Source organism: Isoptericola sp. NPDC056618, from assembly GCF_042792715.1.
GTDB lineage: Bacteria > Actinomycetota > Actinomycetes > Actinomycetales > Cellulomonadaceae > Isoptericola > Isoptericola nanjingensis.
This window is the reverse complement of the sequence record NZ_JBHTVZ010000004.1, coordinates 71,752-84,352: the sequence shown is the minus strand read 5'-3', so window position 1 is coordinate 84,352 and position 12,601 is coordinate 71,752. Positions and strand designations below refer to the sequence as shown.

Annotated in this window: 15 protein-coding genes; 7 read left to right on the top strand and 8 right to left on the bottom strand. The window is 76.3% G+C overall.

Annotation, left to right across the window (positions count from 1 at the left end):
- Positions 1 to 157: 157 nt before the first annotated feature.
- Positions 158 to 1,114, bottom strand: coding sequence for a cold-shock protein (locus ACFQ8T_RS07820; RefSeq protein WP_430545985.1), 957 nt, complete (start codon positions 1,112 to 1,114; stop codon positions 158 to 160).
- A gap of 94 nt (positions 1,115 to 1,208) precedes the next feature.
- Between ACFQ8T_RS07820 and ACFQ8T_RS07815 the strand changes: the two genes are divergently transcribed.
- Positions 1,209 to 1,856 carry a hypothetical protein gene (locus tag ACFQ8T_RS07815; RefSeq protein ID WP_430545984.1) on the top strand — a complete coding sequence of 216 codons (648 nt, stop codon included), beginning with the start codon at positions 1,209 to 1,211 and terminating at the stop codon, positions 1,854 to 1,856.
- Positions 1,857 to 1,871: 15 nt separating this feature from the next.
- Here the strand turns inward: ACFQ8T_RS07815 and ACFQ8T_RS07810 are convergent, their stop codons facing one another.
- Both ACFQ8T_RS07810 and ACFQ8T_RS07805 read right to left on the bottom strand, forming a co-directional pair.
- Positions 1,872 to 2,525, bottom strand: coding sequence for a flavin reductase family protein (locus ACFQ8T_RS07810; protein WP_430545983.1), 654 nt, complete (start codon positions 2,523 to 2,525; stop codon positions 1,872 to 1,874).
- 43 nt (positions 2,526 to 2,568) lie between these two features.
- Positions 2,569 to 3,045 carry a GNAT family N-acetyltransferase gene (locus ACFQ8T_RS07805; protein ID WP_430545982.1) on the bottom strand — a complete coding sequence of 159 codons (477 nt, stop codon included), beginning with the start codon at positions 3,043 to 3,045 and terminating at the stop codon, positions 2,569 to 2,571.
- 108 nt (positions 3,046 to 3,153) lie between these two features.
- On the opposite strand from ACFQ8T_RS07805, the gene ACFQ8T_RS07800 reads away from it, so the two are divergent.
- Both ACFQ8T_RS07800 and ACFQ8T_RS07795 read left to right on the top strand, forming a co-directional pair.
- Positions 3,154 to 3,954, top strand: coding sequence for an AraC family transcriptional regulator (locus tag ACFQ8T_RS07800; RefSeq protein WP_430545981.1), 801 nt, complete (start codon positions 3,154 to 3,156; stop codon positions 3,952 to 3,954).
- A gap of 84 nt (positions 3,955 to 4,038) precedes the next feature.
- Entirely contained in the window at positions 4,039 to 4,656 is a 618-nt protein-coding gene (locus ACFQ8T_RS07795) for a LysE family translocator (protein WP_430545980.1), read from the top strand.
- An 8-nt stretch (positions 4,657 to 4,664) separates the two neighbouring features.
- Here ACFQ8T_RS07795 and ACFQ8T_RS07790 read toward each other — a convergent pair whose 3' ends face one another.
- Entirely contained in the window at positions 4,665 to 5,327 is a 663-nt protein-coding gene (locus ACFQ8T_RS07790; protein WP_430545979.1) for a histidine phosphatase family protein, read from the bottom strand.
- 34 nt (positions 5,328 to 5,361) lie between these two features.
- On the bottom strand, positions 5,362 to 5,772 hold the full coding sequence (locus ACFQ8T_RS07785; RefSeq protein WP_430545978.1) for a RidA family protein: 411 nt from the start codon (positions 5,770 to 5,772) through the stop codon (positions 5,362 to 5,364).
- Positions 5,773 to 5,851: 79 nt separating this feature from the next.
- On the opposite strand from ACFQ8T_RS07785, the gene ACFQ8T_RS07780 reads away from it, so the two are divergent.
- Complete coding sequence (locus tag ACFQ8T_RS07780) at positions 5,852 to 6,235, top strand: winged helix-turn-helix transcriptional regulator (RefSeq protein ID WP_430545977.1); 384 nt, start codon at positions 5,852 to 5,854, stop codon at positions 6,233 to 6,235.
- Here ACFQ8T_RS07780 and ACFQ8T_RS07775 read toward each other — a convergent pair.
- Complete coding sequence (locus tag ACFQ8T_RS07775) at positions 6,225 to 7,496, bottom strand: MFS transporter (RefSeq protein ID WP_430545976.1); 1,272 nt, start codon at positions 7,494 to 7,496, stop codon at positions 6,225 to 6,227. The genes ACFQ8T_RS07780 and ACFQ8T_RS07775 overlap by 11 nt on opposite strands.
- A 72-nt stretch (positions 7,497 to 7,568) precedes the next feature.
- On the opposite strand from ACFQ8T_RS07775, the gene ACFQ8T_RS07770 reads away from it, so the two are divergent.
- Genes ACFQ8T_RS07770 through ACFQ8T_RS07760 form a run of 3 tightly spaced genes read left to right on the top strand, consistent with a single transcriptional unit; the run spans position 7,569 to position 10,139 of the window.
- Positions 7,569 to 8,459 carry a LysR family transcriptional regulator gene (locus ACFQ8T_RS07770; protein WP_430545975.1) on the top strand — a complete coding sequence of 297 codons (891 nt, stop codon included), beginning with the start codon at positions 7,569 to 7,571 and terminating at the stop codon, positions 8,457 to 8,459.
- Between the two features lie 52 nt (positions 8,460 to 8,511).
- On the top strand, positions 8,512 to 9,132 hold the full coding sequence (locus ACFQ8T_RS07765) for an RNA polymerase sigma factor (protein ID WP_430545974.1): 621 nt from the start codon (positions 8,512 to 8,514) through the stop codon (positions 9,130 to 9,132).
- Positions 9,132 to 10,139, top strand: a complete 1,008-nt coding sequence (locus ACFQ8T_RS07760; protein ID WP_430545973.1) for a hypothetical protein — start codon at positions 9,132 to 9,134, stop codon at positions 10,137 to 10,139. The genes ACFQ8T_RS07765 and ACFQ8T_RS07760 overlap by 1 nt, the downstream gene beginning before the upstream one ends.
- Positions 10,140 to 10,189: 50 nt before the next feature.
- Here ACFQ8T_RS07760 and ACFQ8T_RS07755 read toward each other — a convergent pair whose 3' ends face one another.
- On the bottom strand, positions 10,190 to 10,888 hold the full coding sequence (locus ACFQ8T_RS07755) for a response regulator (protein ID WP_430545972.1): 699 nt from the start codon (positions 10,886 to 10,888) through the stop codon (positions 10,190 to 10,192).
- Entirely contained in the window at positions 10,885 to 12,600 is a 1,716-nt protein-coding gene (locus tag ACFQ8T_RS07750) for an ATP-binding protein (protein WP_430545971.1), read from the bottom strand. Before ACFQ8T_RS07750 ends, ACFQ8T_RS07755 begins: the two co-directional genes overlap by 4 nt.
- Position 12,601 lies beyond the last annotated feature (1 nt).

The window sequence follows — 12,601 nt, the reverse complement described above, 5'->3', positions numbered from 1 at the left end:
TCAACGTAAATCTCGGCTTCCCCGCCTCGCAAACCGCGGGCGCCAAAGTTGAGTCTGTATGGCTCAACCTTGCTCGGGGCGCCGATATTCCCGCAGGCAGACCCCGCTGTTCGCCGTGAGCGAACAGCGGGGTCTGATGCTCCGGCTGGCTCGGCGCTCAGATCAGCTCGACGCGGTCGGCCTGCGGCCCTCGGTCGCTCTGGCGCACCTTGAACCGGACCCGGTCGCCCTCCTCCAGGTACTCGCCGCCCTGCACGACCGACACGTGCACGAACAGGTCCGCGCCCCCGGCGTCGGGGGTGATGAAGCCGAAGCCGCGGTCCGCGTCGTAGCGCGCCACGGTGCCCTCGCCGCCGCGCACCGGCCCGCCGGACGCCGCGGGGCGGCCCGACCGGCCACGGTCCCCCCGGTCACGGTCACGGTCCCGCCCGGTGGCCCCGTGCGCGCCCCCGGAGCCGCGCACGAGCCGCACGTCGCGGGCGTTCGGCCCCTTGTCACCGTCGACGACGTCGTACGTCACGCGCGCCCCCTCGGGCAGCGAGGACAGCCCGGGGCCGAGCGCGTTGACGTGGACGAAGAGGTCCGCGCCGCCCGCGTCGGGGGCGATGAACCCGAAGCCCTTGGTGTCGTCGAACCAGGAGACGGTGCCGTCCCCGCCGTCGGAGGCGGGCCGCGCCGCCTCCGACGCGAGCGGCAGCAGGTGGTCCGCCTGCGGACCCTTCTCCCCCTCGACGACCATGAACGCGACCCGCTGGCCCTCCGCGATCACGCCGCCCCCGACGATCGCCGAGCTGTGCACGAAGATCTCGACGCCGCCGTCGTCGGGCGTGACGAAGCCGTACCCCTTGGTCGGCTCGTACCAGTTCACGGTGCCGAGCACCCCCACGGGGGCGTCGGCGGCCCGGTCGCCGGTGACCCGGACGCGCCGCGCCTGCGGGCCACGGTCGCCCTCGCCGACCTCGAACTCCACGGTCTGTCCCTCGCGGAGCTGCTTCGGCCCGTCGTCGCCGACGATCTCGGACGCGTGCACGAAGAGGTCCTCGGCCTCGTTCCCGAGGTCGATGAAGCCGAACCCGCGGTCGGCGTCGAACCATCGGACTGTTCCCTGGGGCACCTGGTACTCCTCGTCTTGGCAGATAGTGCTCCCCCCAGTGTCGCGCGGAGAACGGTCACGGCGAGAATCGCCTGGCCTGTGGTGGGATCGCCGCATGCACCCTGAGTCCGCCGAGGAGTACCACGCCCGCATCGCCGCGCACGCCGGCCCGGACGGGCGGCTGCCTGTCGCCGTCGAGGAGATGCCCGGCTGGGACATCTACCCCTACGAGGTGGACTCCCTCCGGATGAAGCCCCTGCGCCCGCTGGCCGACGCCGAGCCGCCGCGGCGCGGCGAGGACCCCGCCGACTGCTGGTGCGCCGGGACCCCCGAGGAGCGGACCGCCCGGTTCGCGGGCTGGGTCTGGCGCAACGAGCGATGGGTGCTCACGGCGGACCTCGAGCAGGGTCTGCCCGTGTTCCTCACCCTGGTGCCCGTCGCCACGCACTGCGACCTGCCCACCGTCCCGGCCGACCTCGCCGCGGAGATGGGGCAGCTCGTCGTCGCGGTGTCGGCCGCCGTCGAGGCGCTGCCGAGCGTGGGCCGCGTGCAGCTCGCCAAGTGGGGCGACGGCGGGGCGCACCTGCACCTGGCCTTCCTCGGCCGGCCGGCCCGCGTGCTGCAGCTCCGCGGGTCGCCGCTGCTGGACTGGGCGGAGAACCTGCCCGACGTGCCGGCCGACGTCCTGCGCGCCAACGCCGCCGCCGTGGCGGCGCACCTGGTGGCCGCCGTCGGCGGCGAGGCCGGCACCCGGGACGGCTGACCCGGCAGGGAACGGTCAGCGGCGCCGGGTCCGCCCGAGGCGGGCGCCGGTACCGAAGTACTCGCGGAACACGTAGAGGGCCGGCGACCACGCGCCCGTGTCGACGTGCCCGGTGAGGGTGTCCACGACTTCCCGATCCGCGTGGACCGCGCGCACGTAGACCTCGACGATGCGGAAGTCCTCGGCGTCGGGACCCGCGGGGGCGTGGATCGCCTGCACCTCCGCCTCGCACTGGATCGCGCACTCGGCGATGCGTGGCGGGTGCACCAGCGTGGACGGCTGCGCGGTGAAGCCGCCCGGGGTCCACTTGTCCCCCGCGCTGCGGAAGCGGCCCTCCTTGTGCGGCGGGAGCGGGTCGCTGCCGCTGAGCAACGCGATCGCCTCCACCTGCGACCAGCGGTCGGCGTGCGGGAAGTTGACCACGCACTCCCCCTCGCGCTCGAGGTTCGCGAGGGTCTGCGAGCCGGTGCCCCAGCCCAGCACGACCGTGCGCCCCAGCGTCCACGCCGACGACATCGGGCCGATGTTCGCCGACCCGTCGGGGCTGGTCGTGGTGACCAGCGCGATCGGGGTGCCGACGTACAGGACCGGTGGGTCGATGGTCACGTGCGACGACGGGGCGCCCTGGGGCCCCGGGTCTCGCACGGAGGAAACGGCGGTCCGGCTCATGCCCCCAGCATCGGGGCGGGACGCTTCGGCCTCCGCCGAACCGTCAGAGCGCCTTGCGCATCTGCTGCGTGACGACGGCGTACCCGGCGGAGTCGTAGAGCGCGACGGCGGCGGCGTTGCGGCCGAAGACGTTCAGCTCCAGCGCGGTGGCGCCCGCCTGCCGGGCGGCGTCCTCCGTCGCCTCCAGCAGCGCGCGCCCCAGGCCCTGGCCTCGCCGCTGCTCCACGACCTCGATGTCGTAGAGGAACGCGATCCCTGCCGTGGCGTGCGGCGGGTCCAGCGCCACCCAGGAGCGCCCGATCGGCTCGCCGTGGGCGTCGACGGCGAGGTTGACGAGCATCCGTTCGGTCGCCGGCCCCTGCGGCAGGAGCGCTGCGGTCTCGTCGCGGGCCCGCCGCACCGCTCCCTCGTACGGCCAACGGCCGGCGGCGACCTGCTCCGCCGCGTAGTCCGCCGCCAGGGCGTCCTGCCACTCGTCGAACTCGGCCGGGGTCATCGGGCGCAGCGTCACCGTCGTCATGCAGGGCATGCTGGCACGCTCGAGGAGCGGGTGGACGCCAGGAGTGCGGCGCCCGCCACGACGGCCCTCGCGCCGCTCCTGCCCGGCGATGCCGTACGGTCGGCGTCGATGAGCGAGTTCTGGCACGACGCGGCGCTGCCGCAGCTGGAGGCGCGGCGGTCCTGGCAGGACGCCGCGTGCTACCGCCCGCACTCGCACGACCGGTTCTCGATCGGGCTGATCGACGCCGGCTCGACGACGTTCACCGGCGCGGACGGCCGTCCCGTGCCGCTCGCCGCCGGCGACGTGATCCTCGTCCCCGCCGGGCACGTGCACTCGTGCAACCCGGACCAGGGCCGCTGGGAGTACGGGATGATCCACGCCGACCAGGACTGGGTCGCCGGCCTGCTGGCCGCCGGGGCGGACGCCCTCCTCGCCGGCATCACCGTCCTGCGCGCCCCCGGCGCCTACCGCCCGGTGCGCGCCGTGGAGGACCTGCTGTTCGCGCCCGGCGACGGCAGACCGGTCGACGGCGCCCTGGTCGAGGAGGCGCTCCGTCACGCTCTCGGGGCCTGCGCGACGACGCCGCCGCACCGCCGGATCGCCCCCACCACGGACGACGCGCTGCTGGAGCGCCTGCGCCCGGTGCTCGCCCGCCTGCACGAGGACGCGTCGAACCCCGCCCTCGACGAGCTGGCCGCTGTCGCCGGGATGGACCGGTACGCGCTGGTGCGGACGATGAAGCGGGCCACCGGGCTCACCCCTGTCTCATGGCGCCACAACGACCGGGTCACCTCCGCGCGGGCGATGCTGCGCGCAGGCAGGCCGCTCGCCGACACCGCGCACGCGCTCGGGTTCGCCGACCAGAGCCACTTCCACCGGGTGTTCCGCGCCCACGTGGCCGCCACCCCCGGCGCCTACCGGCGCTGACGCCGCGCCCGTTCGCGTGCCCGCGGGTGAGGGCGCGCAAGAACGTCCAAGACGGCGCCGGTGGGCCGGCCCCAGCATGCCCGCATGGAGCAGTTCCTCGCCGTCGCCGTCGCCCACTTCCTCGCCCTGCTGATCCCCGGGGTCGACTTCTTCCTGATCGCCCGCACCACGATGACCAGCGGCTGGCGCAGCGCCAGCGGCGCGTGCGTCGGGATCGCCTGTGCGAACGGCGTCTTCGTCACCGTGGCGTTCTGCGGGCTGTCCGTCGTCACGAACCCCACGGTGCTCCTGGCGGTCCAGGGCGCAGGCGGCGTGTTCCTGGTCGTCATGGGGATCGCGTTCCTGCGCGCCCGGGTCGACGTCGAGCTCGCCGCCCCGGTCAGGGTCGGGCGCACCTCGTGGACGCGGAGCCTCGGCCTCGGCTTCGCGTCCGGGCTGCTCAACCCGAAGAACGCGCTGTTCTACGCCAGCCTCGCCGCCACCCTCACCGCCGCGTCCGCCGGCGCCCGCACGCTCTACGGCGCCTGGATGGTCGCCGTCGTGCTGGCATGGGACCTGTTCGTCGCCGTCGCGCTGGGCTCCGAGCGGGCGCTCGCGCGTCTGGCCCGCCTCCTGCCGTGGCTGACCAGGGCGGCGGGCGGCGTCCTCGGGCTGCTGGGGCTCGGGATGATCGGCACCCTCGCCGCGAGCCTGGTGGGGTGAGCCGCCCGTCAGTCGTCGACGGGCTCGCCGGTCGGGTCGTTGGCGACGACGGCGTCGAGCTGCGCGCCGCCGACGGGCTCGCGGCGCCAGTCCACCAGCTGCCAGCCGGACACCGGGTCGCCCTCGACCTCGATGAGGCCGGTGTTGGCGAGCGGGGTGTACGCCAGCTCGTCGACGTCGAGGCCGCGGACGCGCGCGCCCGACCACGAGCGGATGGCGGCGCCGTGGGAGACGGCGAGGACGACGTCGTGGCCGTCCGCCGCGAGCGCCCCGACGGCGTCGTCGAACCGGGAGAGGAACGCGTCGCCGTCGGGCCCGCCGGGCATGCGGCGTGCCCGGTCGCCGCGCGACCAGGCGAACACCGTCTCGAGGTAGGTGTGATGGTCGGCGAGGTCGGACGACATCTCGAGGGCTCCGGCCTCGACCTCGCGCAGCCCGTCGAGCACCGTGGGGCGCAGGTCGCGGTCGGTGGCCAGCGGGCCGGCGGTGTGCGACGTCCGCACCAGCGACGACACCGCCAGGGCGTCGATCCGCCGCCCCCGCATCGCGGCCGGCACGGCGGCGGCCTGCTGCTCGCCCAGCGGGGTCAGCCCCGGGCCGGGTGCGCCGGTGTCGAGCAGCCCCGCCACGTTGGAGGGGGTCTGGCCGTGTCGCAGCAGAAGGAGACGCATGGCCCCAGGGTTTCATCTCTCGCGCCCGGCTTCGTCAGTCCAGCACCGCGGTGGCCTCGATCTCGACGAGCACGTCCGGCTCGAACAGGCTCTCCACGCCGACGAGCGTGGCGGGCGGCCACGGCTGCGGGATGCCGAGCTCCTCGACGACCGCCTCGATCCCCGCCACGAGGTCGGGGTACTTCTCGGGGCGCCAGCCGACCACGAGGAAGCGCAGGCGGACCACGTCACCGAACCCGGCCCCGGCGCCGGCCAGCCCCCGGGCGACGTGACGCAGCGCCCGGGCGACCTGGCCGGAGAGGTCGCCGACGGCGGCCGGGGACCCGTCGGCGTCGCGGCCGACCTGCCCGGCCACGTGCACCTGCCGGGACCCGAGGCCGATGCCGACGTGGTGGTACGGGACGGGCTGGAGCATGCCGGGCGGGGTGCGCAGGTCGACGGTCACGGGACGTCCTTCCGGTGGGGCGATCAGGTATCCCGTGTCTACCTGGTCTCCTCAGACCACTTCAACGAGACTAGGTGTCGTGCACGAGACCTCCCCCGCCGCCCTCGCCCCCGCCCACCGTGAGCTGCTCGACCAGGTGCTCGACCGGTGGTCGCTCCAGGTGCTCGAGTCGCTCTGCGAACGACCGCAGCGGTTCAACGAGCTGCGCCGGAGCATCCCCGCCGTGACCCAGAAGTCGCTCACCGCGACGCTCCGGCGGCTCGAACGCAACGGCATGGTCGAGCGGAGGCTCCTCAGCTCCCGCCCGGTGGCTGTCGAGTACCGCGTCTCGGGGCTCGGCAGCACGCTCCAGGACCTCGTGGACGCCCTGCTGTCGTGGTCCACGTCCGTCCTGCCCGACGTCGAGGCGGCACGGGCGGCCTACGACGAGCCCGAGCCCGGCGCGGCGCCCCTCAGCCGCTGACGGCGGCGGCCGGCACCTCGGCCGTCGCCCGCCCGCGGGCGCCGAGGGCCCGGGCCGCCAGCATCCCGACGCCCGCGACGAGGACCTGCACCCCGCCCACGACGACGAGCACCGACCCGGCGCCGACCCACCCGATGACCGCGCCGCCCACGAGCAGCCCCAGCGAGGCGCCACCCGAGTGCAGCACGGTCTCGGCGGTGAACGCCGCGCGCCGCTCGGGCCCGGAGGTCTGCTCGCTGATCAGCGCGTTGAGCGCGGCGATCCCGAACGGCGTCGCCAGGCCGCCGACGGCGGACACGAGCGCGACGCCCGCCACGCTCGGCACCACCGCCGGGAGCGCCGCGAACGACAGCCCGAGCACCGCCCACGTCCCGACCGCCGTCGCGAGGCGCGGCAGCCGGTCGACGACCAGAGGCGCCGCCAGCGACGCGGCGACCGACGTCGCGCCGTAACCGCTCATCCCCGCCGCGACGAGCGCGCCGGGCATCCCGTGCTCCACGCCGAGGACGGCCAGCCCGAGGCTGAAGCCGAACCAGCACAGGCCGCCGACGCCCGCCGCCACGATGCCCACCGCGACCTGCGGGTGCGCGCGCAGGACGGCGAGCACCGCCGTCGGCTCCGCCTCGCTCCGCACCGCCTCGCCCCGCGCCGCCTCGCCCCGCGCCGGGGCGCGGCCCTCCGCCCGCGGGACTCCCCGCATCACCGCGGCCGCCGCGAGCACGACGGCGGCCTGGCACCACAGCAGCGGCTCCGCGCCCCATGCCACGACCAGCCACGCGCCCAGGGGCGGCGCGAAGATCATCGACACCCGGTGCGCGAGGTCCTGCCACGCGAGCCACCGGGCGGCGGTACCGCCCGAACCGTCGCGGCGGTGGCGTCCGGCGTCCGCGAGGTCGGCGACGAGCGCACGCTCCGCGGGGCCGAGCAGCGCGCCGGCGACACCGGTCACGAGCCCGGACGCGCACAGGCTGACCGCTCCCACGTGTCCGACGAGCGCCGCGACCGGCACGATCGCGAGCCCCGCCACCTGCACCAGCATGACGACGGCGAGCGCCCGCCCGGACACGAGCCGCTCGCGCAGGCCGCGGCCCCACCAGCCGACCGTCAGCAGCGGCAGCCCCGACATGCCGCCGACGAGGCCGGTGGCCCACGCCTCGCCCGTCTCGGCGAGCGCCACGAGCGGCAGCGCGACGGCCGTGACCCGCGCACCCACCCAGGTGACGAAGGTGATGGCGGTGAGGATCTGCAGGGGACGGCGCATACCTCGATCCTCGGCCGCCGCGGACGACGCCGGTAGACGGCGTCGCGGGCCTCTCGCTCATACGCTGAGGGCATGACCTCCCGCCTGACGGTGGACGACCTGCAGCTCGCCGAGGCGGTCGCGCGGCACGGCTCGGTGGGCGCTGCCGCCCGCGAGCTGCTCGTCGCGCAGCCGTCCGCGAGCCGCCGCCTGTCCGCCCTGGAGCGCCGCGTCGGCACGCCCCTGTTCGACCGCGACACCACCGGCGCCCGGCCCACCCCGGCCGGCCGCGAGCTCGCCCGCCTGGCCGCGGGGCTGCTGGCCGACCTGGACGCCCTGCCCGACCAGGTGCTCGCCGCCGTCGCCGCGCCGACCCTTTCGGTCGGCACCATCCAGGCCCTCAGCCCGATGGTGCTCACGGCCGTCGAGCTCGAGCTGCCCGAGGTCACGATCCTGCCGGAGGTCGACCACGGTCCGAACCTCGTGCGGCAGGTGCACGAGGGCACCCTGGACGCCGCGATCGTCACCGTCGCGGAGCAGATCGTGGTGTCGCGCGGCCTGCAGCGCACCCCGCTGGGCGAGTCGCCGCGGGTGGTCGTGCTGCCCGACGGCGTGGCCCCGCTCGCCGCCGGGAGCCGGCCGTTCACGGGCCGCACCGTCGTCTACAGCCTCATCGACCTGGCCGGCGAGGCCACCCACCGGCGGCTGTCCGCGCTGGGCGCCGTCCCGCGCCGCGGCCCCACCACCGAGGCCACCCTCCGCATCGCGCGCGAGCTGGGCTGCCCCGCCCTCATGCCCGAGCTCACCGCCCGCTGGTACGCGGTCCCCGGGGACCGCGTGGTGCCGTCGCCGGTGCCCGGGACGGTGCGCATCACCCTCGTCACCCGCACCCCGCGGCCCGCCGCGCTGGCGGACGCGCTGCCCCGGATCACGGCGCGCGTGCTGGGCGACGACCGGTCGCCGGACGTGCCTGCAACGCTCTGACCCGAGCAGGACATGACACCGTCGTCACCGTCTCCCCGCCGAAGGGCCACCGATGCCAGCCCCCGAACCGCCCGACCACGAGGCGCGCTTCACCGCGCTCTTCGAGGCCACCCACCGCCCGCTGCTCGCCTACGCGGTGCGGCGCGTCGCCGACCCCGCCGACGCCGCCGACGTCGTCGCCGAGGCGTTCCTCGTCGCCTGGCGGCGCATCGAGGACGTCCCCGCGGGCGCGGACGCGCGGCCGTGGATGTTCGGCGTCGCGCGCCGTGTCCTCGCGAACCTCCACCGCGGGACCAGACGCCGCCTCGCCCTCGCCGACCGCCTGCGGGCCGAGGTCGTCGAGGCGGTGCCGCCGCCGTCCGACGACGACGTCGGCGACGTCGAACGGGCGCTCGCGCGCCTCGGCGACCAGGACCAGGAGCTGCTGCGGCTGGTCGCGTGGGAGGAGCTGGCACGGGAGGAGATCGCCCTCGTGCTCGGCATCTCCCGCGCGGCGGTCCGCGTCCGGCTGCACCGTGCACGACGACGGCTCGCCGACCAGCTGGCCGCGCTCGCCGCGGCGGACGACGTCCCCCGCGTGCGGCGCACCGACCGGGCCGTGCAACGCACGGACCCGGCCGGACAGGTGATCAGCGGGTGGGCACCGGCCCGCCCCGGAACCGAGGAGGCGTGATGAGCGACCTGACGAAGCGGCTGAGCGCCGCAGACCCGGCTCGCCGGGCGAACCTCGACGCCGTGGACGAGGCCGCGTTCGCCGCCCTGCGCGAGGAGATCACCATGACGAGCACCGGCGGCGCGACGGCGCCGACCCTCCCCACCGCCGACGACCCGCTCCCCCGGCGACGCCGGCTCGGGCGCCGCGGCGCGGTGGCGATCGGCCTGGCCGCCGCCCTCACCGGGGGCGGCGTCGCGTACGCGGCGATCCAGGCGTTCCAGGGCTCCAGCGGCGAGGGCGTCGCCTGCGTGCACGTCTGGGACGCGGACGCCGCCGAGGGCCTGCACCTCGACGCCGCCGGCTCGTGGATCACCGGCGACCCCTACGCCGACTGCACCACGCTGCTCGCCGAGGAGGGGCTGCCCCCGATCGAGGACCCCGTCGCCTTCGCGTGGGACGGCCAGACGATCGTGGCCCCCGCCGACCAGGTGCCCGAGGGCGTGCAGCGGCTCGAGGGCACGCAGGCGGTCGAGGGCGGCGTCGTCGAGCTCCAGAGGAGCGTGGCCGACACCGTCGACGGCGGCAGGAGCGGGTGCCGCACGGTCCCCGAGGCCGTCGCCTGGGCGCAGGGCGAGATCGAGCGGCTCGGCCTGCAGGACTGGACGGTGGTCACGCCGGAGTCCGCGCCGGCGCCCGACGCCGTGCCGGGCGCCGCGCCGCCGTGCTCCGACGGCGAGGTGCACGCCGGGGATCGGCAGGTCGTCGTCTTCGCGTCCGACGACCCGTTCGCGCGGCTCCACGGGCCCGACGACGACCCGACGATCGACGCCCTGCGCGAGCGGATCGTGGACGAGTGCGTCTCGCTCGACGAGGCCCGTGCCGTCGTCGACGAGGCGTACGCGGACGAGGAGTTCGAGGTGCCGACGACCGAGGTGGTCGACGACGGCGCCTCGTGCGCCCGCGTGGACCTCGTCGAGGGCGGCATGATCGAGGCGTTCGTGTACGGGCCGGGCTCGGGCTCCTGATCGGTCGCCGGGCGTCCGCTCCCTGACGCCCGGCGGGCGCCGCCGCCGGCTCAGCGCAGCCGGTAGCGGCGCTCGGGGCGCCCCGCGGTGCCGTAGTTGAGGCGCACCGCGGCGCGCCCCGTCGTCGCGAAGTGCTCCAGGTAGCGGCGGGCGCTGACGCGGCTGACGCCGACGGCGTCGGCGCACTCGGTGGCGCTGAGCTCCGCGCCGTCCGCGAGCGCGGCGAGCACGGCGTCGGCGGTCTCCTGGCTGAGGCCCTTGGGCAGCGGGTCGCGCGGCGCGGACGCCTGCGGCGGGCGGGCGAAGACGGCGTCGATGTCGGCCTGGATGTCGGCCGGGCTGCCGGCGGCGCCGTCGTCGTCCAGCCCCGCCAGCGCGGCGCGGGCGCGGCGGAACTCCTGGAGGCGCGCCGTGAGGTCGTCGGACGCGAACGGCTTGACGAGGTAGTGCGCCGCCCCGCCGGCCGCGGCGGCGCGCACGGTGTCGGCCTCGCGGGCGGCGGTGATGACGACGACGCCGAGGTCGTGGCCCGCGGCCCGCAGGCGGCGGAGCACCTCGATGCCGCTCATGTCGGGCAGGTGCACGTCGAGGAGGACGAGGTCGGGGTGCAGCGCCTCGACGGCGGCGAGCGCGTCGGCGCCCGAGTGCGCCTCGCCGACCACCCGGAACCCCGGCACCCGCTCCACGAAGCGGCGGTGGATGGACGCGACCATGAAGTCGTCCTCCACCACCAGCACGTCGAGGCTCACGCCTGCTGCTCCCCCTGATCGGTCCGTCCGGTGCCCGCGACGGCCCGCGGCAGCCGTGCGATGAACACGGCGCCGCCCTCCCCGGCCGGGGCGTCGCCATTGTGCACCGTCACCCGCCCGCCGCGGCGCTGCGCCAGCACGTGCACGAGCGCGAGCCCCACGCCGCGGCCGGTCGCGCCGTGCGGCTTGGTGCTCCACCCGCGCCGGAAGATCGTGTCGGCCTGCTCGGGCGGCACGCCGGGCCCGGTGTCCGCGACCTCGACGAGGACGTCGTGCGCCGGCCCGTCCAGCGCCAGGCGCACCCGGACCATGGCGGGCGCCGAGACGCCGTGCGCGTCCGGGCCCGCGGCCCAGGCCGCGGCGTCGACGGCGTTGTCCACGAGGTTGCCGAGCACGGTGCCGACGTCCGCGGACAGGTCCGGGTCGAGGCGCGGCAGCGCGCTGCCCGGGTCGACGACGAGCTCCACGTGCCGCTCGTCCGCGAGCGTCGCCTTGGCGATGAGCAGCGCGGCCACCGCCGGGTCGGCCACGCGCGTCGTCACGACGTCGCTCAGGTCGGCCCGCCGCCGCGTGAGCCGCTCCACGAACCGCCCCACCTCGTCGTACTCCCCCAGCTCGATCAGCCCGGAGACGGTGTGCAGCTGGTTGCTGAACTCGTGCGTCTGCGCGCGCAGCGTCTCCGTGACGCTCTCGCGCGCGTGCAGCTCGCTCTGCAGCGCCAGCAGCTCGGTGCGGTCGCGCAGCGTGGTCACCGTGCCGGCCGGGCGGCCGTCGTGCAGCACGCGGCGCCGGTTGAGCACCAGCACGGTGTCGCCCGCGACCAGGACGGCGTCGTGCACCTCGTCGGTGCCCTGCAGCAGGTCCAGGACGGCGGGGTCGAGGCCCAGGTCCTCCAGGCGGCGCCCGGTCGGGTCGGGCGCGTCGTCCGCGAGGCCGAGCAGCTCGCGGGCGCTGTCGCTCACGAGGCTCACCGCGCCGTCGTCGCCCAGCACGACGACGCCCTCGCGGATCGAGCGCAGGACGCCCTCGCGGTGGTCCGCGAGCGCCGCGATCTGGGCAGGCTCCAGGCCGCGCGTGCGCCGCTTGACGAGGCGCGCCAGCAGCCACGACCCCGCCGCCGCGAGCGCGGTGCCGATGCCGAGCACCACGAGCACGTCGCCGCCGGCGTCCGAGAGCCGCTCCGTCAGCGGCGGGTACGGGTCGGCCAGCACGACGACGGCGACCGGCTCCGGCGCGCGCGGCTGCGGCACCGGGTCGCTGCCGCCGTACACCGGCACCCACGCCGCGATCGAGCGCCCCGCCACGTCGTCGACGTCGCCGCTGCCGGCGCGCGCGGCCGCGTCGTCGGGCAGGTCGAGACGCTCGCCCCTGCGGGTCGGGTCCGTGGCGACGAGGATCCGGCCCTCGGGGTCGGTGAGGTAGGCGTTGCGGGCGTCGACGTACGCCGCGCGGCTCTGCAGGTAGAACGCGAGGGCCTGGGTGTCGGGCGCATCGGCGACGAGCGTCGCCTGCACCGCCGGGATGCCCGCCAGGCCCTCGGCCGCCACCTCGAGGCGGTCCGCGCGGTCGTCGCGGAACGCGGCGTCGGCCTGCCCCAGGAAGACGACGGCGGCCGCGGCGACGACGACGAGCAGCACGGCGAGCTGGAGCGCCAGCACCTGACCGCCGAGCGTCAGGTGCCGCCGGGTGCCGCGCGAACGTCGTGACCGCAAG

Coding starts and splice junctions, on each gene's coding strand:
- ACFQ8T_RS07815 (WP_430545984.1), top strand. CDS start 1,209: ATGCACCCTGAGTCCGCCGAGGAGTACCACGCCCGCATCGCCGCGCAC.
- ACFQ8T_RS07810 (WP_430545983.1), bottom strand. CDS start 2,525: ATGAGCCGGACCGCCGTTTCCTCCGTGCGAGACCCGGGGCCCCAGGGC.
- ACFQ8T_RS07805 (WP_430545982.1), bottom strand. CDS start 3,045: ATGACGACGGTGACGCTGCGCCCGATGACCCCGGCCGAGTTCGACGAG.
- ACFQ8T_RS07800 (WP_430545981.1), top strand. CDS start 3,154: ATGAGCGAGTTCTGGCACGACGCGGCGCTGCCGCAGCTGGAGGCGCGG.
- ACFQ8T_RS07795 (WP_430545980.1), top strand. CDS start 4,039: ATGGAGCAGTTCCTCGCCGTCGCCGTCGCCCACTTCCTCGCCCTGCTG.
- ACFQ8T_RS07790 (WP_430545979.1), bottom strand. CDS start 5,327: ATGCGTCTCCTTCTGCTGCGACACGGCCAGACCCCCTCCAACGTGGCG.
- ACFQ8T_RS07775 (WP_430545976.1), bottom strand. CDS start 7,496: ATGCGCCGTCCCCTGCAGATCCTCACCGCCATCACCTTCGTCACCTGG.
- ACFQ8T_RS07770 (WP_430545975.1), top strand. CDS start 7,569: ATGACCTCCCGCCTGACGGTGGACGACCTGCAGCTCGCCGAGGCGGTC.
- ACFQ8T_RS07765 (WP_430545974.1), top strand. CDS start 8,512: ATGCCAGCCCCCGAACCGCCCGACCACGAGGCGCGCTTCACCGCGCTC.
- ACFQ8T_RS07760 (WP_430545973.1), top strand. CDS start 9,132: ATGAGCGACCTGACGAAGCGGCTGAGCGCCGCAGACCCGGCTCGCCGG.